The 23,203-nt window shown below is 41.8% G+C and carries 26 protein-coding genes; 15 read left to right on the top strand and 11 right to left on the bottom strand.

Features of this window, described 5'->3' with window-relative positions; all coding sequences use genetic code 11:
• Positions 1 to 25: 25 nt before the first annotated feature.
• Positions 26 to 607 carry a 1-acylglycerol-3-phosphate O-acyltransferase gene (locus tag MED121_RS07605; RefSeq protein WP_009833068.1) on the top strand — a complete coding sequence of 194 codons (582 nt, stop codon included), beginning with the start codon at positions 26 to 28 and terminating at the stop codon, positions 605 to 607.
• 216 nt (positions 608 to 823) lie between these two features.
• Here MED121_RS07605 and bfr (MED121_RS07600) read toward each other — a convergent pair whose 3' ends face one another.
• Positions 824 to 1,291 (bottom strand): bacterioferritin, encoded by a 468-nt coding sequence (gene bfr, locus MED121_RS07600; protein ID WP_009833067.1) that lies wholly within the window; start codon positions 1,289 to 1,291, stop codon positions 824 to 826.
• Positions 1,292 to 1,305: 14 nt separating this feature from the next.
• Positions 1,306 to 1,770 carry a bacterioferritin gene (gene bfr, locus MED121_RS07595; protein ID WP_009833066.1) on the bottom strand — a complete coding sequence of 155 codons (465 nt, stop codon included), beginning with the start codon at positions 1,768 to 1,770 and terminating at the stop codon, positions 1,306 to 1,308.
• 540 nt (positions 1,771 to 2,310) lie between these two features.
• Here bfr (MED121_RS07595) and MED121_RS07590 point away from each other — a divergent pair.
• The 4 genes from MED121_RS07590 (at position 2,311) to MED121_RS23655 (ending at position 5,473) form a co-directional block, all read left to right on the top strand.
• Positions 2,311 to 2,541, top strand: a complete 231-nt coding sequence (locus MED121_RS07590) for a ParD-like family protein (protein WP_009833065.1) — start codon at positions 2,311 to 2,313, stop codon at positions 2,539 to 2,541.
• A gap of 57 nt (positions 2,542 to 2,598) precedes the next feature.
• Positions 2,599 to 3,372, top strand: coding sequence for a type I methionyl aminopeptidase (gene map / locus MED121_RS07585; protein ID WP_009833064.1), 774 nt, complete (start codon positions 2,599 to 2,601; stop codon positions 3,370 to 3,372).
• A 345-nt stretch (positions 3,373 to 3,717) separates the two neighbouring features.
• Positions 3,718 to 4,863 carry a TauD/TfdA family dioxygenase gene (locus tag MED121_RS07580; RefSeq protein WP_009833062.1) on the top strand — a complete coding sequence of 382 codons (1,146 nt, stop codon included), beginning with the start codon at positions 3,718 to 3,720 and terminating at the stop codon, positions 4,861 to 4,863.
• 244 nt (positions 4,864 to 5,107) lie between these two features.
• Complete coding sequence (locus MED121_RS23655; protein WP_009833060.1) at positions 5,108 to 5,473, top strand: VOC family protein; 366 nt, start codon at positions 5,108 to 5,110, stop codon at positions 5,471 to 5,473.
• A 12-nt stretch (positions 5,474 to 5,485) separates the two neighbouring features.
• Here the strand turns inward: MED121_RS23655 and MED121_RS07570 are convergent, their stop codons facing one another.
• A complete protein-coding gene (locus MED121_RS07570) occupies positions 5,486 to 5,947 on the bottom strand; it encodes an Lrp/AsnC family transcriptional regulator (RefSeq protein WP_009833059.1) in 462 nt (153 codons plus the stop codon).
• Between the two features lie 211 nt (positions 5,948 to 6,158).
• Between MED121_RS07570 and MED121_RS07565 the strand changes: the two genes are divergently transcribed.
• On the top strand, positions 6,159 to 7,115 hold the full coding sequence (locus MED121_RS07565) for a DMT family transporter (protein ID WP_009833058.1): 957 nt from the start codon (positions 6,159 to 6,161) through the stop codon (positions 7,113 to 7,115).
• A 64-nt stretch (positions 7,116 to 7,179) separates the two neighbouring features.
• Positions 7,180 to 8,370 carry an amino acid aminotransferase gene (locus tag MED121_RS07560; RefSeq protein WP_009833057.1) on the top strand — a complete coding sequence of 397 codons (1,191 nt, stop codon included), beginning with the start codon at positions 7,180 to 7,182 and terminating at the stop codon, positions 8,368 to 8,370.
• 133 nt (positions 8,371 to 8,503) lie between these two features.
• Here MED121_RS07560 and MED121_RS07555 read toward each other — a convergent pair whose 3' ends face one another.
• The 3 genes from MED121_RS07555 to MED121_RS07545 all read right to left on the bottom strand — a co-directional run bounded on the left by MED121_RS07555 (position 8,504) and on the right by MED121_RS07545 (position 12,338).
• A complete protein-coding gene (locus MED121_RS07555) occupies positions 8,504 to 9,460 on the bottom strand; it encodes an ornithine cyclodeaminase family protein (RefSeq protein ID WP_036178951.1) in 957 nt (318 codons plus the stop codon).
• Between the two features lie 144 nt (positions 9,461 to 9,604).
• The gene (gene ettA, locus MED121_RS07550; RefSeq protein ID WP_009833055.1) at positions 9,605 to 11,266 is read right to left on the bottom strand and encodes an energy-dependent translational throttle protein EttA; all 1,662 of its coding nucleotides are present in this window, start codon (positions 11,264 to 11,266) and stop codon (positions 9,605 to 9,607) included.
• 148 nt (positions 11,267 to 11,414) lie between these two features.
• A complete protein-coding gene (locus MED121_RS07545; RefSeq protein ID WP_009833054.1) occupies positions 11,415 to 12,338 on the bottom strand; it encodes a DMT family transporter in 924 nt (307 codons plus the stop codon).
• Between the two features lie 213 nt (positions 12,339 to 12,551).
• Here MED121_RS07545 and nrdR point away from each other — a divergent pair, with 213 nt between their 5' ends.
• From nrdR to nusB, 3 genes are all read left to right on the top strand, one after another.
• Entirely contained in the window at positions 12,552 to 13,037 is a 486-nt protein-coding gene (gene nrdR, locus MED121_RS07540; protein ID WP_009833053.1) for a transcriptional regulator NrdR, read from the top strand.
• 19 nt (positions 13,038 to 13,056) lie between these two features.
• On the top strand, positions 13,057 to 14,208 hold the full coding sequence (gene ribD / locus MED121_RS07535; protein ID WP_009833052.1) for a bifunctional diaminohydroxyphosphoribosylaminopyrimidine deaminase/5-amino-6-(5-phosphoribosylamino)uracil reductase RibD: 1,152 nt from the start codon (positions 13,057 to 13,059) through the stop codon (positions 14,206 to 14,208).
• Positions 14,209 to 14,454: 246 nt separating this feature from the next.
• Entirely contained in the window at positions 14,455 to 14,958 is a 504-nt protein-coding gene (nusB, locus tag MED121_RS07530) for a transcription antitermination factor NusB (RefSeq protein WP_009833051.1), read from the top strand.
• 80 nt (positions 14,959 to 15,038) lie between these two features.
• Here nusB and MED121_RS07525 read toward each other — a convergent pair whose 3' ends face one another.
• Entirely contained in the window at positions 15,039 to 15,452 is a 414-nt protein-coding gene (locus tag MED121_RS07525) for a DM13 domain-containing protein (protein ID WP_165474613.1), read from the bottom strand.
• 229 nt (positions 15,453 to 15,681) lie between these two features.
• Here MED121_RS07525 and thiL point away from each other — a divergent pair, with 229 nt between their 5' ends.
• Entirely contained in the window at positions 15,682 to 16,632 is a 951-nt protein-coding gene (thiL, locus tag MED121_RS07520) for a thiamine-phosphate kinase (protein WP_009833049.1), read from the top strand.
• A 100-nt stretch (positions 16,633 to 16,732) separates the two neighbouring features.
• Positions 16,733 to 17,212, top strand: coding sequence for a phosphatidylglycerophosphatase A (locus MED121_RS07515; RefSeq protein ID WP_009833048.1), 480 nt, complete (start codon positions 16,733 to 16,735; stop codon positions 17,210 to 17,212).
• Positions 17,213 to 17,268: 56 nt separating this feature from the next.
• On the opposite strand, the gene MED121_RS07510 is transcribed toward MED121_RS07515, so the two are convergent.
• Positions 17,269 to 18,168 (bottom strand): LysR substrate-binding domain-containing protein, encoded by a 900-nt coding sequence (locus MED121_RS07510; RefSeq protein ID WP_009833047.1) that lies wholly within the window; start codon positions 18,166 to 18,168, stop codon positions 17,269 to 17,271.
• A gap of 164 nt (positions 18,169 to 18,332) precedes the next feature.
• Here MED121_RS07510 and MED121_RS07505 point away from each other — a divergent pair, with 164 nt between their 5' ends.
• The 3 genes from MED121_RS07505 (at position 18,333) to MED121_RS07495 (ending at position 20,760) form a co-directional block, all read left to right on the top strand.
• On the top strand, positions 18,333 to 19,259 hold the full coding sequence (locus MED121_RS07505) for a DMT family transporter (protein ID WP_036178949.1): 927 nt from the start codon (positions 18,333 to 18,335) through the stop codon (positions 19,257 to 19,259).
• 119 nt (positions 19,260 to 19,378) lie between these two features.
• Positions 19,379 to 20,311, top strand: coding sequence for a slipin family protein (locus MED121_RS07500; RefSeq protein WP_009833045.1), 933 nt, complete (start codon positions 19,379 to 19,381; stop codon positions 20,309 to 20,311).
• Positions 20,312 to 20,313: 2 nt separating this feature from the next.
• Positions 20,314 to 20,760 carry an NfeD family protein gene (locus MED121_RS07495; RefSeq protein ID WP_009833044.1) on the top strand — a complete coding sequence of 149 codons (447 nt, stop codon included), beginning with the start codon at positions 20,314 to 20,316 and terminating at the stop codon, positions 20,758 to 20,760.
• 95 nt (positions 20,761 to 20,855) lie between these two features.
• Here MED121_RS07495 and MED121_RS07490 read toward each other — a convergent pair whose 3' ends face one another.
• The 3 genes from MED121_RS07490 to MED121_RS07480 all read right to left on the bottom strand — a co-directional run bounded on the left by MED121_RS07490 (position 20,856) and on the right by MED121_RS07480 (position 23,157).
• A complete protein-coding gene (locus MED121_RS07490) occupies positions 20,856 to 21,341 on the bottom strand; it encodes a DUF1456 family protein (RefSeq protein ID WP_036178947.1) in 486 nt (161 codons plus the stop codon).
• A 103-nt stretch (positions 21,342 to 21,444) separates the two neighbouring features.
• Positions 21,445 to 22,257 (bottom strand): amino acid ABC transporter permease, encoded by an 813-nt coding sequence (locus MED121_RS07485; protein ID WP_009833042.1) that lies wholly within the window; start codon positions 22,255 to 22,257, stop codon positions 21,445 to 21,447.
• Between the two features lie 105 nt (positions 22,258 to 22,362).
• Complete coding sequence (locus tag MED121_RS07480) at positions 22,363 to 23,157, bottom strand: transporter substrate-binding domain-containing protein (RefSeq protein WP_009833041.1); 795 nt, start codon at positions 23,155 to 23,157, stop codon at positions 22,363 to 22,365.
• Positions 23,158 to 23,203 lie beyond the last annotated feature (46 nt).

The raw sequence follows: 23,203 nt of genomic DNA, 5'->3' as shown, positions 1-23,203 counted from the left end.
CAGAAAATTTCGCAAGGCATCGAGCGTGATTGGTTTAAAAGTCACCTTAATTAAAAATGCAGCGACTGAAAAAATAGATCAAGCGGTTTATATCGCGAATCATCAAAATAACTTTGACCCTTTTACTCTGACTCATGCTGTGCCTAAAAGGACAGTCAGTGTTGGCAAAAAAAGCATTATCTGGATACCTGTTTTTGGGGTTTTGTATTGGATTAGTGGTAACTTCCTGCTTAATCGGGGGAACCGCGCAAAAGCCATCGCAACCATAGATCAGATTGTGTCTAAGATGCGCGAGACCGGTTTATCTATTTGGATGTTTCCTGAGGGTTCAAGAAGCCGAGGCAGGGGGTTTTTACCTTTTAAAGCCGGCGCCTTTCATGCTGCTATTCAAGCGGGAGTGCCCATTGTTCCTGTGGTTTGTTCTAACACACATCAGCAGGTGCGTTGGAATCGCTGGAATAATGGCAAGGTGTTAGTGGAGGTGTTAGCACCCATTTGTACTAAGGGAATGACAGAAGGTGATGTACCTGCCTTGATGTCCAAGTGTGCTGATATCATGCAACGAAAACACAGTGAATTAAATCGTATCTTAAAGCGCGAAAATTAAATTTTTGGGCTAAAAAAAACCACCTCATACTGTATTCAGTGTGAGGTGGTTTTTTTATATCAAATCATTAGGGCGTGGTCTAAAAGCCCTATCTTTACGTTGAGGACCTTATCAATAGAATAACTATTAAGTTGCGCTCCTCGCCATAAATCTAGCGGCTTTTATCCACATGCTGAGGCGGGAGGACTTATTCGCAGGTTCCCTAATTGCACCGACTTACATTTGCGATTGCAAGTAATTTGGTAAGCCTAGCATCTTGATCAAACCTAGCTGTTTTTCTAGCCAGTATGCATGGTCAATTTCGGTATCATCCAAAAGCACTTCCAGCATTTCACGAGTGTTGTAGTCTTGAACATCTTCGCAAATTTTGATGCTTTCTTTTAGCATTGCAGCCACTTCATATTCGACCTTAAGGTCGTTTTCAAGCATTTCAGGTACATCTTTACCCACACGTATTGCTTCACGTGTTACTAAGTTTGGCGTGCCTTCTAAAAATAAGATACGTTCAATTAGTTTTGCTGCATGACCTTTTTCATCGTCAAACTCATGGTCAATACGTTCAAACAGTTTAGATAAGCCCCAATCATCATACATGCGAGAGTGAATGAAATATTGATCCATTGCGGTTAGCTCATTGGCTAGCAATTTATTTAGCGCATCGATAACTTGTTGATTGCCTTTCATTTAAGCTCTCCTTTCTACATTTGAGATTGTAAGTAGTTTTCTAAACCAGTATTGGCAATGAGGTATTCTTGAGTTTCTAACCAATCAAGATGCTCTTCTTCGTATTCGAGAATATCTTCTAACAAATCACGGCTAATATAGTCTTGCTCTTTTTCACAAAGGGCAATGGCATCTTTAAGCTCGTCAATTTGTTCTGTCTGAAATTTAAGGTTGCATGCAACGATTTCAACCGGTGACTCACCAATGTTTAGGTGACCAAGCTGCTGAAGGTTAGGCAAACCTTCAAGAAATAAAACACGTTCAATTAAGTCGTCAGATTGCTTCATATCCTTAATCGACTTTTTGTAATTCTTTGAATTAAGTTCTTCTAACCCCCAGTTTTTGCACATACGAGCATGCAAGAAATACTGGTTAATCGATGTTAACTCAGTTTTAAGAACCTTATTTAAAGCCTGAATGACCTGTTTGCTGCCTTGCATAATACCCTCGCAACACAAAAATGATTGTTTAAAGTTTGAACGCAATTATAGTCTGAAATAAAATTATTGAAAGTAAAAGATTATAAAAAAGTGTTATTTTTCAATCAGTTAATAATGATATTTATTATCATTATGAGGTTGAATTACATCTGTAAATGAGAACGGGATGACATCTAATAATGACCCTTTTTGTCGTAAAAAAACGCCCTATATCAATGGTATAGGGCGTTAAAAGAGGCGAATTAAGGAAACAATTTAACTAATTATCCTCCAATTTCACTGGCGTATCGGAAAATTGAAACTGAATAATCAATCTGCAAGCTAGCTTGCATAAATTAAAGGTTAGTTCAGTTTTGTGGAAATGGTTAATTTTTTTGACATTTTTGTCTTAATTACAAGATAAGAAGGGCAGATTGAGGTTTATCTTGTGATGAGATTGGATCCTGTCATTTTAATTAATTGAAATAATTTATATTTAATATATAGTGTTTTGATATATTTCATATATAAAACGTATATTTTGCTTTAAAGGAGCACTCGATGGGAATCGTGAAAATCTCAGATCCACTACACGATGAAATTAGAAAGTCGAGCAATGTCATGTCTCGATCTATCAACTCCCAAGCGGAGTTTTGGTTGAAAATGGGCCGTTTGGCTGAGCTCAACCCCACGATGACATTCAATGACATTATTCAGATGCAGTTAAAACTTGAGGATGAAATAAGCCAAGCGGACTCAAGTACCCATGAAAACATACATCTACTGAAGTAATTTAATGGGCCTGATTAAAACCATAATGGGATTAATAAGACGTACAAGGAGTTTGTAGTGGATAAAGCTGTGATTAAATCGGCTGATGAAGTGGTTTTGATGCGAGAGTCAGGGCGATTATTGGCCCGTGTTTTTAATATGCTAGATGACTTTATCCAGGTGGGGGTTACCACCTTGGAAATTGATCAAAAAGTGGACCACTTTATTCGCCATGAATTGGCTGCTAGGCCTGCCAGTAAAGGACAATATGGTTATCAATTTAGTCTAAATAGCTCAGTGAATGAGGTTGTTTGCCATGGGGTGCCTAGTACATATCGATTAAAAGGGGCTGATATTGTCAATATAGATATAACCTTGGAAAAAAACGGCTTTATTGCTGATTCAAGTAAGATGTATGTGATGCCCAATGCCAGTGTGATGGCAAAAAAGTTGGTTAAAAACACTTACGAAAGCCTTTGTCATGGAATACGTCAAGTTAAGCCAGGTGCTAGGTTAGGTGATATAGGGGCAGCAATTCAAACTCATGCCCATGCTGCGGGTTATTCAATTGTAAAAGAGTATTGTGGCCATGGTATTGGCCGAGAAATGCACGAGGCACCTCAGATTTTACATTATGGCCAATCGGGAACAGGGCAAGTGCTAGAGCCGGGTATGACATTCACCATAGAACCTATGATTAACCAAGGTCAGGCTAAGGTAAAAACCAAAAAAGATGGTTGGACAGTGATTACTCGGGATAAGAAGTTATCCGCTCAGTGGGAGCATACTATTTTAGTGACAGAGACAGGCTATGAAATATTGACCCTTAGAGCTGACGAAGGGCCAATTTAATTGTTCAAACGATGTGATGGGCTGTTCGATTTTCTTCACTCGGTTTTTCTAACCAATTAAACCTAAAAAGAGAAATTAAGCCCTAAAAGAGAAATGAAAGCCTAAAAGAGAAATCATCTTAGTTTATTGATTGACTTGTGGGCAGCGAAAATTTAGATTCAAACATCTTAGATACCTTTTTATAGAGTAATGACTTGATATGATTACTGTGATTGGCCAGCGTGCCGGCCACCCTCACCTTAAAGCCAGCGACTGGTGGCCTTCTCCTCAGCATTAATTTGCTAACTTGCCTCTGCGCGAGTCTTTTCTGTTTTTCTCTTTAATGTTTTTTTGAAAGGTTTTCTCATGCCTATTTCTGTATTAAAGGATGCTCTGTCTGCATCTGTTCAAGCTCAACTCGACTCTTCTTTGCGTATGCTAGTGATTCATTGGAACGAATCCGAAACCAGTTATTTTCCCTATGTTTGGTTAAGGGATAATGACCCTGCTGGTTTTCATCCTGATACTCAGGAGCGTCAATTTGATCTCACTACGATTAACCTTGATGATGATATTTGCGAGTTCGAAATTGACCAAGAAACAATACGCCTTAGTTGGTTAGAAGAAGCTTATACCGCTGAATTTCGACTAGCATGGCTGTATGAGAATCAGCCGGGGAAAATGGCTTTTGACCCTGTTATCAATGACGCCAGATTATGGCGAAGCGAACTTTCAGGTGCAGAAATCCCCCGCTCGAAAGCGACTGAAATTCTGACACAAGACAGTGCCTTGCTCGCTTGGTTAAGGGATACACAAGCTTATGGGTTATCTATCGTTGAAGGGCTTGCGGATGATGTTAAAGCAGGTACTCAGGTTGCCAAAAAAGTGGGTTTTTTGAGAGAAACTAACTTTGGTGTGGAGTTTGAAGTTAAGTCTAAACCTAAACCCAATAACCTTGCCTACACATCCATTGCGTTGCCACTGCATACGGATCTCACTAATCAGGAGTTACCGCCTGGTTATCAATTTTTGCATTGCTTAACCAATGATGCCCAAGGTGGCGGTTCTATTTTTTGTGATGGCTTTGCTGTCGCTGAAGATTTGCGTCGGGCAGATATCGTGGCTTTTGATTTATTAGTGAATACTCAGATCCCTTGTCGTTTTCATGATGAGGATTATGACATCAGAAGTCGTAAAGCGGTTATTAACCTAGATGATCAAGGTCAGGTGAATGAGATCTGTTTTAACCCTCACTTAGCCAGTACCTTGGATATCTCGCCAGAGTTAATGCAGGCTTATTATCGTGCTTATCAAACCTTTATGAAGATGACGAAGAACCCTGAATATAAAATATCCGTCATGCTGACAGGGGGCGAAATGGTGGTTTTTGATAACCGTCGTGTATTACATGGCCGCGATGCGTTTGACCCTCAATCTGGCGCTCGTTATTTACATGGTTGTTATGTGGATAGGGGCGAGTTTGAAAGCCGTTTAAGAGTCTTGTCTCGTTAGCTCTTTCTACAGCTATCAAACTTGTTGAATCAGGCCTCGTTTTGTCAAAGCGGGGCTTTTTAATTCATGGCCTTTGTTAATCCATAGCGCTTTAGACAAGCCTCTTGTCGATAGGGTTTGAAAACTAGGGATAATATTTTGACGAGGTGAACATGCTCTTTTGTGGGTTAAGTTAACAATTAAAAGCTGCATTCTCCTAAGGCCTATTTTATTGTATTAATGATCACTTAAACGGAATAGAAAAATGCAGTTTGAACATTTTAATATCTCTGCTCCCAAGGCTTTGTTAGAAATCGTTAAAGACTTTTATGTGAATTTATTTGAACTTGAAGTCGGGTTTAGGCCTCATTTTTCTAATCAGGGTTATTGGTTATATTTTGATAATAAACCGATAGTGCACTTAACCCAGGATGAGGACAGAGAGCATGCTTTAGGTGCCTTAGACCACATTGCTTTTAGCCTGACTGGACTGATAGCCTTTACCCTTAAATTAGACGCGTTAGGGGTTGAATATCATGTTCAAGAAGTCAGGCAAATAGGAATACATCAAGTGTTTTTTCATGACCCGTCGGGTATCAAATTAGAAGTCAATTTTCACCAAGAAAGTTAAAAGCCGTATGTCTTAGTTTGCAAAGACAAGCGGCAGGCTAGCTGCTGTTTTTACTGCTCTTATGGCAAAGTTACTATTAATGCTTTTTACATGGGGTAGCGCCTGGGTTTGATTCAGGGCTGTTTCGTAACTTTTTAAATCTTTCGTCACAATTTCCAGACGATAATCAGCACTACCTGATACCAGAAAACAAGAAATCACATAGTCTTTATCCAGTACTGCCTGTTCAAATTCGATACTGGCGTGATCCTTGTTGTTATCTAGGGTGACATCAACAAAAACCGTCATAGGTAGACCTGCTTTTTCCCTGTCCAAATTAGCACGGTAACTGGTTATCACGCCGTCTTGCTCCAGCCGTTTGACACGTCGTAAACAAGGAGAGGGTGATAAGTTTACTCTTTCTGCTAACTCTACATTACTTAAGCGTCCATCCTCTTGCAGAGCCTGGATAATATTAAAGTCGATGGCATCCATGAGTCTTCCTTTTGATTAAAAATAAAGATATTGGCATATTTGATAAATTTTAAAGGTCAATTTAATCAAATATGCTAATTCGATGTTATATATTAGCGAAATACGCAAGGACATGCTCGCTTATCTTACCTGATAATGAGGTTGATTCAGTTTGATTTAAATAGATTTACTTAAGTGGCTACTTAAGTTTTCTTTGACCTTGAGGTGCCCTATGTCTTCTACCAATACCGCCCCTGCTTATCGTGTGTTAGCACAAGGAAGGCAATATCATTTAGGGGTAGTGTCAGCTTTAGTGACTGCTTGTATTTGGGCAAGCTGGTTGATTTCGGTCAAAATGGGAGCCAGTTCTAGTTTGACCATGTTTGACTTGTCCATTATGCGTTATGGCATGCCAGCTTTATGTTTTTCTTATTTTGCTTTTCAAGCTAGGGCGCAAATTCGACGCGTCCCTTTACATTTATTAGCGGGGATTAGTTTAGGGGCGGGTGTGCCTTTCTTTTATTTAGCCTCACAGGGGATGCATCTTGCGCCTGTTGCCCATGCTGGGCTTTTGATTCCCGGCACCTTTCCATTATTTGTAACAGGGATTGCTGTTCTTATTTTTAAAGAACCTCTTAGCTCACAACGTTTAATGGGATTAGCGGCCATTGCTATTGGGATATTAACCCTCCTGGCAGAATCTTTTTTCACCAGTGCTGGGCAAGTACTCAAGGGTGATCTGTACTTTTTAGGGGCCAGTTTTTGTTGGGCACTGTTTACGATAAGTTTACGCGTGTCTGGCCTATCACCATTGGCTGCGACAGGATTATTAGGCCTTGTCTCAAGCGTTTTATTATTAGGGCTTTTTGCCTTTGGGGTTCTTGATTCTGGCATTTTGGGGTCAGGTGAGCATCTTGATATGAACTTATTTGCAACCCAGTTTATGATTCAAGGGATTATGGTTGGTTTAGTCACAGGCTTTAGTTATGGTTTTGCGATTCGTAAAATTGGCGCCGAAAATACGGCCGCATTAGGGTCTTTAACACCTGTGATTGCATCTATTGCAGCGTATCCCATTTTGGCCGAAACCTTGTCGGTAAATGGCGTTATGGCCATGTCATTAATTTGTTTTGGTGTTCTGTGTGCCAGTGGTGTAAAACTAAATAAACTTTGGTTTTTTAAAAAATGAGACCTTTGTTCGCAACCTAGTATCAGAGTCTCAATATAAATATTTAGCTTGTTAAGGTAATAAGATGATTTTAGACAACTTGGATGCCGCTGCCGCAGACCCGATACTCTCCTTGTCGGTAGCTTGTCGCGCTGATGATAGAGCTCATAAAATTGATTTGGGCATAGGTGTTTACCGTGATAATCAAGGTAATACGCCGGTTATGCAGGCAATTAAACAGGCTGAAGCGCGTTTGCTTGAAGAGCAAAGTTCTAAAGTTTATGTGGGCATGCCAGGTAACGAATCCTTTAATGCCGCTATGATGGATTTATTAATTGGTGAAGGCGAGAGTAAAGCCCGTGCGGTTGGGGTTCAAACACCAGGAGCCAGTGGTGCACTGCGTATGTTGGCTGATGTGATAAAGCTCTCTGCTCCTGATGCCACGGTTTGGTTATCTGATTTAAGTTACGCTAATCATGCTCCCATCATGAAAACCGCAGGCTTAAAGGTTCGTTATTATGCTTACTTCGACACTGAAACTAAGTTAGTAAATAGCCAAGCTATGCTGGCGGATATGAGTCAAGCGGGTGCTAATGATGTGGTGCTATTACACGGTTGCTGCCATAACCCAACAGGCGCTGACTTGTCTTTTGAAGACTGGCAAGCGGTGACTTTGTTGGCTCAGAAGCAAGGTTTTTTACCCTTCATTGATATTGCCTATCAAGGCTTTGGCGATGGAATGGATGCTGATGTCGCAGGCTTTCGATATCTGGCTGAAAGAGTCGACTCTTATTTGGTCGCGAGCTCTTGTTCTAAGAATTTCGGTCTTTATCGTGAGCGTACTGGTCTAGCAGTCATAGTCGGCAAAAGCTTAGAGCAAAGTAATAAGATCAAATCTCGCCTGTTAGAGTGCGCGCGCAGTACTTATACCATGCCGCCTGATCATGGCGCGGCCTTGGTGGATATGATTTTAAGAGATCAAGCCCTAAAGCAGACTTGGCTTGATGAAGTGGATGCGATGCGTCATCGTGTGCAAGGTCTTAGAGAGCAACTAGCGGGAGCTTTACGGGAGAAGAGTGGTAACCCTCACTTTGACTTTATTGCCCAACATAAAGGTATGTTTTCCGTTTTGGGCATTACCCCAGAACAGGCACAAACCTTGCGTCAAGCGCATGCGATTTACCTGGTTGATAGTGGCCGTATTAATTTGGCAGGTATGCAGGAAGCGCATATAGACTATATCGCGGAGAAACTATTGCTTGTGACCGCAATGTAAGTAAAGCCTGTTTCATTTAGCGTTAAAAAGCCTGATTAAGTCACATTAATCAGGCTTTTTTTGTTCTCGTTTTTTCTTTAAATTTTTGTTTTAACTTCTTGTTAAAAGTGAAGTTTCTATTTAAAGCTCTAGCTTATTGCTTTAGATAGTTAAGGGCCAAAATTGCCGCCGCAAGGTCTTCGCGAGAATCGCCTACAGATTTAAACAGGGTAATGGCATTTTCTGGATCTTGGAATTCTAATCGTCCAAGGTGCGTTTCTGAGCAAAGCTCTGTTAGCTCAGCTTGAATATCTTGTTCTAGAATATCCCCAGCAATCATGGGAATAATGATGTCTCCCGCTTCAGATAAAGCACCTGCTCTGGTATCAACAAAAATATGTGCCTTTTTTAGCGCCTCATTATCTGCTTCTTGCATTTCAGGCGTAAAGCCCCCAACCAAATCTAGGTGACAACCAGGGCTTAGCCACTCGCCTTTAATAATGGGCTCTTTGCTCATAGTGGCACAACTAATAATATCGGCCTGAGAAGCCACTTTAGGCAGTTCTTTTTGAGAGCAAACCTTGGCATGAATGCCCTCTTTTGAAAGCTCATTTACCAGCTTTTGGGCACTGTCTAAGTTACGGTTATAAATACTGATTTCCATAATAGGGCGCACCGCTCTATGGGCTGCAATGAGGTTGCGAGCCATGCGTCCAGCACCGACCATCAAGAGTTTCGAGGCATCTATATTGGACAGGTAAACAGAGGCTAATGCGGAAGCGGCGGCTGTGCGTCGAGAAGTCAGTTCATTGCCTTCCAATTGTGCCAATGTTTCGCCTGTTTTACCTGAACTCAGTAAATAGTTACTGGTTAAGCCAGGTAGCCCTTTTTCATTATTGCTAGGAAAAACAAACACTTGTTTTACACCACAGTACTCGCCTTCAATCCAAGCTGGCATTAATAATAGTGTCGCATCCTGTTCATGGGGGACATTTAATACGTGGTGATGACGAACAGGAGAGATAACTTTACGGGTAAAAATATCTCTTAGGGCTTCAACTAAATCGTGCCAAGGGAGAGCGGTTCTAACCTGCTCGGCGGATAACTGCATATAAGTTCCTTGCATAGGAAAAACATGGAAAGGGTCTTTGTTTGAAGGCTAACGAATAACCTGTGAGCCATTTACCTAAAAAGCCCTCTAAACATACCATGTTCGAGGGCTTTTTGTTGAGCTTAAATCGGCTAAGTTAAAGCCTTAAGCGTCAATTCGCTTGTACTTGATACGAGTCGGTGTCGCTTCGTTACCAGTACGTTGCTTGTAGTCTACTTCGTATTCGGCATAGTTACCTTCGAAGAAAACGGCTTTTGAGTCACCTTCGTAAGCAAGAATATGAGTAGCAATACGGTCTAGGAACCAACGGTCGTGGGAAATAACAATCGCCGCACCAGGGAAGGCTAATAGAGCATCTTCCAGCGCACGTAAGGTTTCCACGTCCAAGTCGTTGGTCGGTTCGTCCAATAGCAAAACGTTACCACCTTCTTTTAGCAGTTTTGCTAAGTGCAAGCGGTTACGCTCACCACCAGAAAGGTGCTTCACAAGCTTTTGTTGGTCAGAACCTTTAAAGTTGAAACGACCTATGTAGGCGCGGGACGATACTTTAAAGTTGTTGACCATTATCATGTCTGAACCATCTGAGATTTCTTCCCATACGGTCTTATCACCATCTAGCTCACGCATTTGATCAACATAAGCCAGTTGTACTGTTTCGCCTAAGGTGACAGTACCCGCATCAGGTTGTTCAGCCCCTGAAATCATTTTGAAAAGGGTTGATTTACCCGCACCGTTACCCCCAACGACACCAACAATAGCGCCCGGTGGAATCGATAGATTTAAGTCTTCGATCAGAACGCGACCATCAAAGCCTTTGCGAACATTTTCAATATCAATCACCTTGTTACCCAAGCGTGGACCAGGTGGAATGTAAAGCTCGTTGGTTTCGTTACGCTCTTGGAAGTCTTTTGAGTTCATCTCTTCAAAGCGTGCTAAACGAGACTTAGATTTAGACTGGCGTCCTTTCGCGTTTTGACGAACCCACTCAAGTTCAGATTTGATGGCGCGTTTATGGGAAGCTTGCTGCTTCGCTTCCATCTCAAGACGAGCATCTTTTTGTTCCAACCAAGAAGAATAGTTACCTTCGTATGGAATACCATGGCCACGGTCAAGCTCTAGAATCCAGCCTGCTGCATTATCAAGGAAGTAACGGTCGTGGGTAATGGCCACAACAGTGCCAGGGTAATCTTTTAGGAAACGTTCTAACCAAGCAACAGATTCGGCATCCAAATGGTTAGTCGGCTCATCAAGAAGAATCATGTCTGGCTTGTCCAGTAGTAAGCGACATAGGGCAACACGACGACGTTCACCCCCAGAAAGATGTTCAACATTGGCATCCCAAGCGGGTAGACGAAGTGCATCGGCAGCAACTTCTAAGGCACGATCAAGGTTATGACCTTCTTTCGCTTCGATGAGGGCTTCAAGTTGTCCTTGCTCTTTGGCTAGGGCGTCAAAGTCAGCATCGGGTTCTGCGTATTCAGCATAAACCGCATCCAAGCGAGCCATGGCTTCGATTACATCGGTGAAAGCTTCTTCCACTATGCCACGTACATTTTTAGTCGGATCAAGCTTTGGTTCTTGCTCTAGGTAGCCAATTTTGATGCCAGGCATAGGGCGAGCTTCACCCACGTGTTCTTGGTCAACACCTGCCATGATACGTAATAAGGTGGATTTACCTGAGCCATTTAGACCCAAGACACCAATTTTAGCGCCAGGGAAAAAAGATAAAGAAATGTCTTTTAGGATTTCGCGTTTAGGTGGGACAATCTTACCTACGCGATTCATGCTATATACGAATTGTGCCATGAGTGAATACTTACTTTATATAGGTTGATGTGTGTTCTCGAAAAAGTGAATAAAGTCGAGAACCCGTTACAAAATTGAAAGTGGGGTAAGGATAGCACAGGGGCAAAGCGGTCAAAATATTTTAACCAGATTAATCTTAAGGATAAGTCTAATAAAGTACGATTAAGCCCGCCCCTATAACCACTAAGAAGGCGCCGATCCAAGCGCCAATAGCAGGTCTTTGACCCGTGGTGATCCAAATAATGGGTAAAATAAGAACCGGTACCGTTGCTGAAAGTGTGGTTACTATGCCGACATTGCCTTTACCTATGCCCCAGACCAGTACGCTCATACCCACTACCATGCCAATAAAACCTATGATAAATACCCTTAAGTATGAGTAGGGTGAGATAGCCGTTAACGGCGCCAACTTAGGGTCATTCTTTTTACGGTAATAGAGACCATAAGCAATAAGGAGAAATATTCCTGCCACCGTGACTCGTAATGCGGATACGGCAATGGGGTCTGCACCCGCTAGCAAGGCTGGTTTGCTTAAAATAGCGCCAATTACCTGACTCAATGCAGCCGTCAGAGCAATGAGTACTCCCACCCAAAGTGCGCCTTTTGTTTCTTCTAAGGATGCGCCTTTAGTGTTACTTAAGAGGTTTTTTCGTTTGCCATAAAGTATGGCAATCATGGCACCTGAGGTAACAAGAGCACAGCCTAATAACTCTGTGTGAGTCAGTGTTTCATCAAAGATTAGCCAAGCAATAATGATGGACATGGGAGCATTGGTGGCAAATAAGACTCCTGCTCGCCTTGGTCCAAGCCGATAGACGGAACTGAATAATAACGTGTCGCCAATAAAGATACCGATAAGACCTGAGGCGATGAGTTGCCACTTGTATTGCCAAAGGCTTGCTTCGAAGGTTTGCCCTAATGCGGCAATAACAAGAAGCATGATACTGGCCATGCTAATACGGACAGTATTGAGTCGAAAGGTACCAAACTCAGCAATCAATTTAGGCGCCATTAAGCTGGTTATTGTCCAGCACAAAGCCGCTAATAGACCTGATAGCTCAATCAATGACATTTTGGCATCCTTATCCTAGGGTCGTGAGCCGTTATTTAGCTAGCCAAGGTAGCAATAGTTACGAATGATTTCTAGCGCTAAATAAGGTTTAGGCTTTTTCTGAAAGTAGCTATCTTTGACTGGGGTTGGTATGATCAAAATATCATTAAATGGTTGTGATTATTCATTTTTTTATCCAACCTCATTTCTTACATTATGCCAATAGGATGAGTTATGCGATGTCCTTTTTGTGGTGCTCAAGAAACAAAAGTTTTAGATTCTAGACTGGTTTCTGAGGGCGCTCAGGTCAGACGACGTCGAACCTGTAATGCTTGCCAAGAGCGTTTTACAACCTTCGAATTTGCAGAACTGCAAATCCCCAAATTAATTAAAAATGACGGTAGTCGAGTTCCGTTTGACGAGGAAAAGCTGCGTCGAGGTATTCTAAAAGCCCTTGAGAAGCGCCCTGTCAGTATTGAAAATATTGAAACGGCGATTATTCGTATTAAAGAAGCCTTGCAAGCAACGGGTGAGAGAGAGCTTTCTTCTCGCGTGGTCGGTGAAGCTGTTATGAAACAATTGCAAAAATTAGATCAAGTTGCCTATGTTCGGTTTGCTTCTGTATATCGAAGCTTTAAGGACATCAGTGAATTTAAAGATGAGATTGAAAGGCTAGAGAATGACTCTCAAGAAACGCTTTCAAATGACCAACAAAAGTAGCGATTCAATAGGCTAAATTATGACTAACTCTACTGCTTACAATCATGAATATTGGATGGCCCAAGCGATTCAACTGGCTCGAAAAGGGCTTTATACCACTCACCCAAATCCACGTGTTGGCTGTGTGCTCGTCAGGGACAACTCGTTAGTGGCTGAAGGCTATCATAAGGTGGCTGGCGAAGGGCATGCTGAGGTTAATGCCATTGCCAATGCGAATGGTGATACTCAAGGTTGTACTGCTTACGTTACGTTAGAGCCTTGTAGTCATCAGGGTAAAACAGGGCCCTGTGCAAAAGCCTTGATCAAGGCAAACGTAAGTCGACTTGTCTATGGCATGCAGGATCCTAACCCTGACGTTGCTGGTCGTGGTTTAGCTATGCTCAAAGAAGCGGGTATCGAAGTAATAGGCCCTGTTATGGAAACGGAAGCGCTGGCTTTGAACCCGGGTTTTATCAAGCGTATGACAGAAGGATTACCTTATGTCCGCTTAAAACTTGCCATGAGTCTTGATGGCCGTACAGCAATGGAATCAGGTGAGTCTCAATGGATTACTGGGCCTGACGCACGCCTTGATGTGCAAAAGTTGAGAGCACAAAGTGATGCGATTGTGACAGGAATTGGTTCTGTGATGGCAGATGATCCGAGTATGACAGTACGTATCGACAGTGATAACCATCCTGTTAAAAGCAAAAGTGTGCGTCAACCTAAACGTATCATTATGGATACGGCATTATCTATCCCGCCTGAATCTAAGATTCTGTATCCGTGTAATCAAGTGCAGATTTTTTGTCTAGAAGAGCTGGCTGAAGCTGAGCACCATAAAGCCTTAACAGATAAAGGCGTGAATGTGACCTACACTCAAGCGGCAGAAGAAGGGGGAATTGATCTGGTGGTTTCCATGGAAACCTTGGCAGATCAAGGGATTAATGAAGTCTTAGTGGAAACCGGTGCCGTATTAGCGGGTGCTTTTTTACAAGAGGGACTGGTGGATGAAGTTGTGCTTTATATGGCACCTAAGCTACTGGGTTCAAATGCCCGCCCTTTGATGCAGTTACCTTTAGATTCAATGGCACAAGCGGTTGATTTTGAGATGGTGAATTTGAGTCAGCTAGGTAAAGACATTAAATTAACCCTTAAACCTTGTTATGAAGATGATGACGGTGAGGACTAGCTTGATTCGGGCTCTGAATCTGCTGGCTAAAAAATATTCATAAATCTGCTCAGATTTATCGTTTTTTGTAGCAATTTTCCAAGAAATGTCTGATGAAAATTGCTACAATCGCCCATCTTCTTTCTTGGGCTGTGAATTCTTGCAGCACAAACAGAAAAATCGAATAGACTAAGACAAGTATTGATGTAGACCTCGCTTTCAATTTAAAGCGTTAGGCATACATCTATTTGCAATATTGAGGCAAAAATGAGCGAAGTGGATAAAACATCTGAACAGAAAAAGCAGCCTAAGCGTAAAGCGAAGAAGCCTTCACGTTCTCAATTACGTAGTGCAGCCCGTAGCTTCGCATTACAAGCTGTTTATCAATGGCAAATGAACCACGCTCCAGTAAATGAAATTGAAGCGCAATTTGCTGTCGACCACGATCTTGGCACTTGTGATAAAGCATATTTTCGCGAATTACTTCAAGGTGTGACAGCAAAAGCTAAAAGTTTGGATGATTTGTTTGAAGAGCTACTAGATCGCCCGCTAGCTGAGCTAGATCCGATTGAATTAGCGACGCTTCGTATTGGTTCTTACGAATTGGCTGAGCGTTTAGACGTGCCATATCGTGTCGCCATTAATGAATCGGTTGAGCTTGCGAAGTCTTTTGGCGCATCTGAAAGTCATAAATACGTGAATGGTATTTTAGACAAACTAGCGCAAAGAGTACGTCGTGAAGAGATTGCAGCGCGTCGAGCGAATAAGTAAACCTACTTAATAAGCGACGCGTTAAAAAGCCCCTATTGCTCGCAATAGGGGCTTTTTTTATGCTTTTTACCTATGTCGCATTAGCGTATTTGGCTAGTGCCCCATAGTTTGCTGTAGGCTTCGCAGTGAAATATTAGAGACTTAAAGCTATTTAGATTAATACCCGCAGGGATTTCATACTCACTACCACCTTCAAAGGTACTCACTAAAGAGATAAACACCGCATCATCCGTGGCGTTATTGCCATTGACACTAGCGGCATCTTGCTTGGATAAGAAAATTTTAACATCTGGACCTTCCTTAGCTTCAAAATTGTCTAGTAGTTGAATGTATTGTTTGCCACCCCTTTCGCTTATGCGCCAATCTCCTTCGACCGCATCAGACCCCCAGGAACTAAAATCGGCTTCCAGTTCTCCCCAAAAAAGCACCTTGTCTGCGGCATTGACGGATGTAAAACCCAATAACAGAATAAAACTTAGAATTAAATGCTTCACACTCACCTCTTAAATTAATCGCTAATTTCCTAATTAATTTATCTGACGCTTAAATTGCAAAAATGTTCCTTCATTGCCTACGTTTATTGACTTATCTTGGCTTGGCTCAATTTATTCGCATCAATTTAAGCATGACAAAGGGTGTTAATTAGGTTCAAAGAAAATATACTGCATGTTGAATTTTTATCTGGTCAAGTGCATTGATAGACTCGATCTTTAGGTGGCATGAGTGAAAGAATTTGAGTTAATCGAGAATATTTTTAAAAATGCCAGTATGGCAAGTATAGAAGGTCGCCAAGATCTGGTGTTAGGGATAGGGGATGACTGTGCTCAAGTCCAAGTGCCAGCGGGGCAGCATCTTGTTTTTTCAATGGATACTCTGGTTGAAGGGCGTCACTTCCCTTTTGATGCGGACCCTGCAGCTATAGGTTATCGCGCGGTTGCAACTTGCGTGAGTGACCTTGCCGCTATGGGGGCTAAGCCCGCCTTTTTTACATTAGGCCTGACCTTACCTGACTCTGATCCTCAATGGTTATCTGCTTTTGCTCAAGGTATGGCCGAATTGGCTGAACCTATCGGTTTGGTGCTTGTTGGTGGTGATACTACCAAAGGGCCATTAACCATTAGCTTACAAGTTCATGGTTATATTGAACCAGAATTTGCCATCAGCCGTGCGGGTGCAAAACAAGGTGATGATATTTATGTGACTGGTGTTTTAGGCGATGCCGCTGCTGCCGTGCCTATTATGACAGGGGAGATCATGGTTAAAGGTGATATATATGAGCATTTTTATGATGCTTATTGGCGCCCAGAGTCACGTCTTATTGCTGCAATGGCACTAAAGCGTGTGGTCTCTAGCATGTTAGATGTCTCAGATGGTTTGGTGCAAGATATTCATCACATTCTTAAAGCCTCTTCTGTCGGTGCACAAATCGATGCAGGTTTAATCCCTGTGTCTGAGGCCTTATTACAATGGCAACCAGACTCTGCTCTCACATTAGCTTTAACGGGAGGGGATGATTATGAACTCTGCTTTACTGCGCCTGAATCTGCACGTGAAGAGATTGCTTTAATCACACAAACCTTGCATTTACCTTGTAAAAAAATTGGCCAGATCACGGATTCTGGTTTTGTTGTAGAGGGTTATGAGGGTGAGTTTGAGGGGTGGCAGCATTTCTAGGCTTGCCCAAGCTTCACGTGTGGATAAGCATGACATGAATAAAAAAGACACGAATAAAAAGAAATTAAAAATACTGATCACTTTTTAAGGTAAAGAATAAATGGCAAATGATGTTCCTAAGTCCGTATGGCGCAATCCAATTCATTTTCTCGCATTTGGTTGTGGGTCGGGTACGGTTGATAAGGCGCCGGGTACTTTTGGTACGCTCGCGGCGATTCCTGTTTATTTATTAATGCAAAATCTAGATTATCAGCTTTATTTTTGGCTCTTATTAGCCAGTTTTATTGTCGGTGTTTATCTTTGCGATAAAACCAGTAAGGACTTAGGTGTACACGACCATCCAGGTATCGTCTGGGATGAGTTTGTGGGTTATTGGATTACCATGTTTTTAGCGCCCGCTGGCTGGTTATACATAATCGTCGGTTTTGTCTTATTCCGAATTTTCGATATTTTAAAGCCTTGGCCTATCTCCTGGGTCGATAAGCATGTACATGGTGGTTTTGGCATCATGATAGATGATGTTCTAGCTGGCATTCTTGCTTTCGCTGCCTTACAAGGTCTAATTCAAATGGGGCTTTGATCCTGATGGCTGTCAGAGCTGATTTACGCTTTGACAGTCATTTTTCCTCTTATCTATCAAATGTGTCTCGATTGTTCAAACTCATCTAGTAGCCAAGCCTTTAGTTCTTGTGCCGCTGGGCTGAGTTTTGTTTGCTTAGGATGAACGAGATAGAAGTTCTTATTGTTGGCAAGACAATGACCAAAGGGCTCAATCAATTCCTTCTGCTCTAACTCTTTTTGTACTAATGATCGGTTACTTAAAACAACGCCTTGGCCATGTTTAGCGGCATCGATAGCTAACAAGGTTTGGTCAAAGTGTATCTTTGGAATAGCTTGTCTTGTGTCTTGATTAATCTTACTAAAGCTATCTAACCATTCATCCCAGCAAGGGTGTAGCGTGTTGACAATTAGGGTTGCTTTATCAAGGTGGTTCACAGTATCGATATGGTGTTTCGAGAGGTAGTCTGGTGTACAAAATAGCCGAATCTCATCATTAAGTATGAGCTGGATATTCAGCTTTTTATCTTTGCCATCAAAGTGACGTAAGGCTAAATCTACGTTTTCATTTTGAAAATCGACTGTCTTGTTTGAGGCATTGATATGTACTTCTATGTCGGGATATTTGGTCATGAAGGTGCTCAGCCTAGGGCTTAGCCATTTGGCTGCTAAGGTTTGAGTAAGAGACAAATAAACGCAATTAGAGGTGTCTGTTTTATGGCTTTGGCTCGCGGCGCAAATTTGTTCCAAGGCTGGGGCGATTTGGGCGAAATAAGTCAATCCTTTGTCTGTTACCACTAGCTGTCTAATTTGGCGGTCAAAGAGAGCATAGCCTAGCCAATCTTCTAACTTCTTTACTTGCTGAGATACGGCGCCCGGGGTGATGTGAAGCTCTTGGGCGGCCAGTTTAAAGCTGGCAAAACGCACGGAAGCTTCAAAAGCAATCAGGGCATTTAGGGGAGGAAGTGGCTTTTGCATAAAGGCTCTTTTTAAACGCTGTCATTAGAATACTTATATACGATAGTTTATCTATTCTATAGAGCAAAATAAATCGTTTGTATTTAGGTGCTTAAACTCAATAATGAAGAAAGTATTTAGAGGCGCAAAGTGTTTGAGTCTCTTTCATTGTAAGGTTAGAAAAAATGAAGTATTTACCCCTAATGGCGTTTTGGCTCCTTGGTATCGTTTGGGGCAGTAATTTTATTTATATGAAGATGGCCGCTGAGTACCTTAGCCCGTTGCAAATTGTCTTTTTACGAGTGGCATTTGGCTTTGCGCCTGTGTTTATTTATGCCTACTTTTTAGGAGTACTAAAGCGTGCTCACTTAAAGCATCTGCCTCACTTTGTGGTTATGTCTTTGTTAGCAACCAGCGTGTATTACTTTAGTTTTGCCAAAGGGGCTTCATTATTACCTTCGGGTATCGCAGGCGCTTTAAGTGGCACTATTCCACTTTTTGCTCTCTTGTTTAGCGTCTTATTTCTGGCCGAAGAAAAAGCCAGCCTAATGCGAGTGTTAGGGCTGCTTTCTGGTTTAACTGGAGTTGTCCTAATCGCTAAGCCTTTTGCCGGTGATATTGGCGCAACTAATTTGGAAGGCGTACTTTATATGACGCTTGGCTCAGTAAGTGTGGGTGCTTCTTTTATTTACGCTAAACGTTATATATTGCCTTTAAATATTCCGGCTGCAGCACTCACTACTTATCAGCTAGCGTTAAGTCTAATTATGCTAAGTATCATTACGCCTTTTCAGGGTATTAGCCAGATAGCGGGTGATCTACATGCAAGCTTAGGTTTAATCATTGGTTTAGGCTTGCTTGGTACTGGGCTAGCCTACCTTATTTACTATTTTATTATTGCTAAGTCTGGGGCGGTAGTCGCCTCGTCTGTGACTTATATTCCTCCTGTGGTTGCTTTAGTGATAGGGGCTTTTTTAGGTGAAGCAATAGGTTTATATGAGGTGTTTGCAACTGCTTTGATTCTTGTTGCCATTTTATTGATTAACAAGAAGCAAGCGAGTGATAGTGGGCCCTCAGTATTGAAGAACAAGCATTTAAGAAAAAGTACTTAAGAAAAACTGAGTTAGGTTTCTTAGCGTATCTGGTTAGATATTTAGAGGAAGAAGGTGTATTGTCTTGGCTTCATATCTAGCTATGGATAGTTAAGGAGCCTAAGGTGCAAGAATTAGAGATGTATTTGTCCTTGTCGACAATTATCAGTGTTTGTTTATTTATCTTTGTTTTGGTTGTTTTAAAAAGTGGTATCAAGTTTGTACCACAAAACCGTGCTTGGGTGATTGAGCGTTTTGGTAAATATCAATCAACCAAAGAAGCGGGATTAAACTTTATTATTCCCTTCATTGATGCGGTTGCTGCAGATCGTAGTTTGAAAGAGCAAGCGCAAGATGTGCCTAGCCAATCTGTCATTACTAAGGACAATATATCTTTAGCCGTTGATGGGGTGCTCTATTTTCGAGTATTAGACCCTTATAAAGCCACCTATGGGGTGGATAATTACGTTTTTGCGGTGACCCAATTGGCGCAAACTACCATGCGTTCTGAATTAGGGCAGATGGAATTGGACCGTACCTTTGAAGAGCGAAATCAACTCAATACCAATATAGTGACTGCGATTAACCAAGCCGCCGAGCCTTGGGGTATTCAGGTACTACGTTATGAAATTAAAGATATTGTGCCACCCAACTCTATAATGGAATCCATGGAAGCTCAGATGAAAGCAGAGCGTGTGAAACGAGCTCAAATCCTTGAATCTGAAGGTGATCGACAAGCTGCTATTAATGTCGCCGAAGGCCAAAAACAAGCGCAAGTTTTGGCTGCTGAAGCGGACAAAGCTCAACAAGTATTAAAAGCAGAAGGTGAGGCGAAGGCGATTCTCGCGGTTGCTCAAGCACAAGCTGAAGCCTTGCAGCTTGTGGGTGAATCTGCCAATACAACACCGGGTCAAAAAGCGATTCAGCTCGACCTTGCGACTAAAGCGATTGAAGCTAAACAGGCGATTGCCAAAGAGTCCTCTGTGGTGCTATTACCTGAATCAAGCACAGATGCGACGAGTATGGTGGCATCGGCCATGACTATCATTAATACCTTAAACAAAAAGGATTAGGTATGCTCGACTATCTGGCTCAAGGTTTTATTATCTTGGGGATTATTCTTATCACGGTTGAGGTTTTGGTATTAGGGCTCTCAACCTTTGTCTTGCTCTTTGCCGGTGTTGCTATGATTTTATCAGGTAGCTTAATGGTATTTGAGTTGATAGAAACGAGCTGGATCTGGGCGTTCTCATCTACTACCGCTTTTACTTTTTTGCTTTCTATTTTATTTTGGAAACCGCTTAAGGCGATGCAAGATAAAGTGGAAGTGAGTGAAAGTAAGACAGAGTTTAGTGATAAAGAGTTTGTATTAGAGCAAGATGTTGATATTAAGGGTGAGAGCCAATATCAATATTCGGGGATCATGTGGCAACTGAAAAGCCAAAATGAGATTAGCAAAGGCACCTTAGTAAAAGTAGACAAAATTGAGGTGGGTGTACTTTGGGTGAGTGAGGTGAAATAAAACGGCTCATTTAAGCTTCTCTAATAATGCTTAGTTAGAGAAGCTTATGAGATAGGGTCTAGTTTTTAAATAGAGTTCTATCTTGTGCTTCTTGACTAGTCGTCATACTCATTATCAGTAATAGGGCCGCGATGTTTTATCTGCAAGCCTTTCACAAATTGTCTTAAGATCTGATCTTTACAAGGGCGGAAATGTTGGTGAGTTGGCTTTCTAAAAAAAGCGCTCAACTCATGTTTACTCAATTTAAAATTGGCTAATGCCATCAATTCCATCACATCATCAGACGTCAGGCTAAAAGCAATTTTTAGCTTGGTAAATACCATGTTGTTATTCAATTTGCTTTCAACGGGTGGTTTAGGACCATCTCTTTGACCTCGTTTAAATACGATCAAACCGTTCAGAAAATAAGCTAATAACTTGTCATTACAGGCTTTAAAGTCTTTATCCGCATAATGCTTTAGCAGGCTACTCACTTCAGCACGATCTACCGTATGTTCAGCAAGTGCAAAAATTTTCATCATGCTGTTATCGTTAAGGTCAAGGATGTAGCGGATACGGCGAATTACGTCGTTATTTGTCATGAGGTTGTCTACTAAATAGTGATTAAAAGTGAGTGTTAATTATACGGGTATCTGTTCTATTGTCCTATTTTATCTTTGGTTCTCAAAATAGGACTTGAGGGTGTCAAAGTTCGTGTTTCTGCTTGCGGTTTAGATATTGCTCAAACCCTCTTATTAATAGTGAGAGTGTGATGGTAAGACAAAGATAAACAAAGGCCACCACGTTATAGGTTTCAAAGAACTGAAAGCTGGATGAACTATAAACTTTGCCTAGTTGAGTAATGTCTTGTACCCCCAATGCAGAAACGAGGGCTGAGTCCTTGATCATAGCGACAAAGTCATTACCTAAAGGTGGCAGGATTTTGCGAAATGCTTGAGGGAAGATAATAAAACGAAAACGTTGCCAGCCACTTAACCCTAGGGCCTTTGCCGCTTCAATTTGGCCTTTATCGACTTCTTGGATACCTGCACGAAAGACTTCAGCAATAAAGGCGCTATAGCTGATACATAAGGCTAAAATTGCGCGCCAAACCATATTAAAGTCACGTGTTCTGGCTTTATCGACCCATTGCCATTCAATCGGCTTTTGCATTAGCCAATTATAAAAGTCGACTAGTTCTGGGGCACCGACAAAGGCGATATAAAAAAGCAGTACGAGAACAGGTACACCACGAATCACTTCTACATAAAAACGCGCCACTTCTCTGATCAATCGATAACGTGAGAATCCTGCTAAGGCCATAATCAACCCGATAATACAGGCGATTAGAAAAGCGATTAGGGTGACAGTGACGGTTGTAGCGATACCTTGGCTTAGGGTGTTAAAGATTTTTTGGTAACCCGTATCGGCTGCAATATTCCAAGTCAGTAAGATGCCACTGACAATGATTGCAAGTAACCACCAAGGTAGACGGCTGAATGAGTATTTAGAGGTCATATAGAGAGATTTTATTGGCTAAATGAAGAGGCCTTAAACCTAAATAAGTAACGCCCCAATTTCTAAATGTATTTAGATAATGGGGCGTCAGTGAGGTTTTTTTAATTACTTATTCTTGTAATCAAAAAACCATTTTTTATTTAAAGCGTCTAATGTGCCATCGGCTTTCATGCTAGCAAGGGCGGCATTGATAGGGCCTTTTAACTCAGAGCCAGGTGTTAGAATAAAACCAAACTCTTCCGTCCCTAGTGGGCCGCCAATCACTTTAAACGTGCCTGGGTTAGCGCCCATATAACCTTGTGCTGACGTGGAATCCATTAAAACAGAATCAACATCACCTGTTTTTAGGGCTTGTACAGAAGGGCCAAAATTATCAAAAAGGACAATGCGAGGGTTAGCTTCGTTGCCATCTAATACATTGTATACCGCAACATAGAAGTTCGTTGTGCCTGGTTGCGCGCCAAATAAGAAATCATCATTTTTAGCAAACTCTTCTGCATTATTGAATCTGTCTTCATCAGCACGCACTAACATGTATTGTTGGGAGACTAGGTAAGCATCAGTAAAGTCTATTTGCTGCTCACGTTCTTCATTGATAGTGATGCCATCCATTCCCACATCAAACTGACCTTGTTTAACGGCTTGTATCATGGTGTCCCAGCTACTTAGCTGCCAATCTACTTTTGCATTTAAGCGCTGCGCAATTTCATTAAAAGCATCATATTCCCAGCCTATGCCCTTACCTGTTTCTGGGTCAGCAAAGTTAAGCGGCGTGTAGGCATTTTCAGTGACAGCCACTATGGTTTGACCATTCAAATCAGGCAAATCATTTGCCATCAAGACAGTCGGTACACAGGCGAGAGTAAGTGCTAAAAGACGTTTAAATGGCATAGTGATCATAATCTTCCTATCGACATTGTAAGAGGGTTCAATTTCGGTGAGGAAT

The organism is Marinomonas sp. MED121, assembly GCF_000153025.1.
In the GTDB taxonomy this organism is placed as follows: domain Bacteria; phylum Pseudomonadota; class Gammaproteobacteria; order Pseudomonadales; family Marinomonadaceae; genus Marinomonas.
This window is presented reverse-complemented; position numbering and strand designations above follow the sequence as displayed.

Bases quoted from the DNA above. Each gene is read 5' to 3' on its own strand.
- MED121_RS07565 (WP_009833058.1), top strand. From the start codon at position 6,159: ATGTCTTCTACCAATACCGCCCCTGCTTATCGTGTGTTAGCACAAGGA.
- MED121_RS07510 (WP_009833047.1), bottom strand. From the start codon at position 18,168: ATGCAAAAGCCACTTCCTCCCCTAAATGCCCTGATTGCTTTTGAAGCT.
- nusB (WP_009833051.1), top strand. From the start codon at position 14,455: ATGAGCGAAGTGGATAAAACATCTGAACAGAAAAAGCAGCCTAAGCGT.
- MED121_RS07500 (WP_009833045.1), top strand. From the start codon at position 19,379: ATGTATTTGTCCTTGTCGACAATTATCAGTGTTTGTTTATTTATCTTT.
- MED121_RS07515 (WP_009833048.1), top strand. From the start codon at position 16,733: ATGGCAAATGATGTTCCTAAGTCCGTATGGCGCAATCCAATTCATTTT.
- MED121_RS07570 (WP_009833059.1), bottom strand. From the start codon at position 5,947: ATGGATGCCATCGACTTTAATATTATCCAGGCTCTGCAAGAGGATGGA.
- MED121_RS07560 (WP_009833057.1), top strand. From the start codon at position 7,180: ATGATTTTAGACAACTTGGATGCCGCTGCCGCAGACCCGATACTCTCC.
- MED121_RS07490 (WP_036178947.1), bottom strand. From the start codon at position 21,341: ATGACAAATAACGACGTAATTCGCCGTATCCGCTACATCCTTGACCTT.
- ribD (WP_009833052.1), top strand. From the start codon at position 13,057: ATGACTAACTCTACTGCTTACAATCATGAATATTGGATGGCCCAAGCG.
- nrdR (WP_009833053.1), top strand. From the start codon at position 12,552: ATGCGATGTCCTTTTTGTGGTGCTCAAGAAACAAAAGTTTTAGATTCT.
- MED121_RS07505 (WP_036178949.1), top strand. From the start codon at position 18,333: ATGAAGTATTTACCCCTAATGGCGTTTTGGCTCCTTGGTATCGTTTGG.
- MED121_RS07485 (WP_009833042.1), bottom strand. From the start codon at position 22,257: ATGACCTCTAAATACTCATTCAGCCGTCTACCTTGGTGGTTACTTGCA.
- MED121_RS07580 (WP_009833062.1), top strand. From the start codon at position 3,718: ATGCCTATTTCTGTATTAAAGGATGCTCTGTCTGCATCTGTTCAAGCT.
- MED121_RS07480 (WP_009833041.1), bottom strand. From the start codon at position 23,157: ATGATCACTATGCCATTTAAACGTCTTTTAGCACTTACTCTCGCCTGT.
- MED121_RS23655 (WP_009833060.1), top strand. From the start codon at position 5,108: ATGCAGTTTGAACATTTTAATATCTCTGCTCCCAAGGCTTTGTTAGAA.
- MED121_RS07590 (WP_009833065.1), top strand. From the start codon at position 2,311: ATGGGAATCGTGAAAATCTCAGATCCACTACACGATGAAATTAGAAAG.
- MED121_RS07495 (WP_009833044.1), top strand. From the start codon at position 20,314: ATGCTCGACTATCTGGCTCAAGGTTTTATTATCTTGGGGATTATTCTT.
- MED121_RS07555 (WP_036178951.1), bottom strand. From the start codon at position 9,460: ATGCAGTTATCCGCCGAGCAGGTTAGAACCGCTCTCCCTTGGCACGAT.
- bfr (WP_009833067.1), bottom strand. From the start codon at position 1,291: ATGAAAGGCAATCAACAAGTTATCGATGCGCTAAATAAATTGCTAGCC.
- ettA (WP_009833055.1), bottom strand. From the start codon at position 11,266: ATGGCACAATTCGTATATAGCATGAATCGCGTAGGTAAGATTGTCCCA.
- bfr (WP_009833066.1), bottom strand. From the start codon at position 1,770: ATGCAAGGCAGCAAACAGGTCATTCAGGCTTTAAATAAGGTTCTTAAA.
- MED121_RS07545 (WP_009833054.1), bottom strand. From the start codon at position 12,338: ATGTCATTGATTGAGCTATCAGGTCTATTAGCGGCTTTGTGCTGGACA.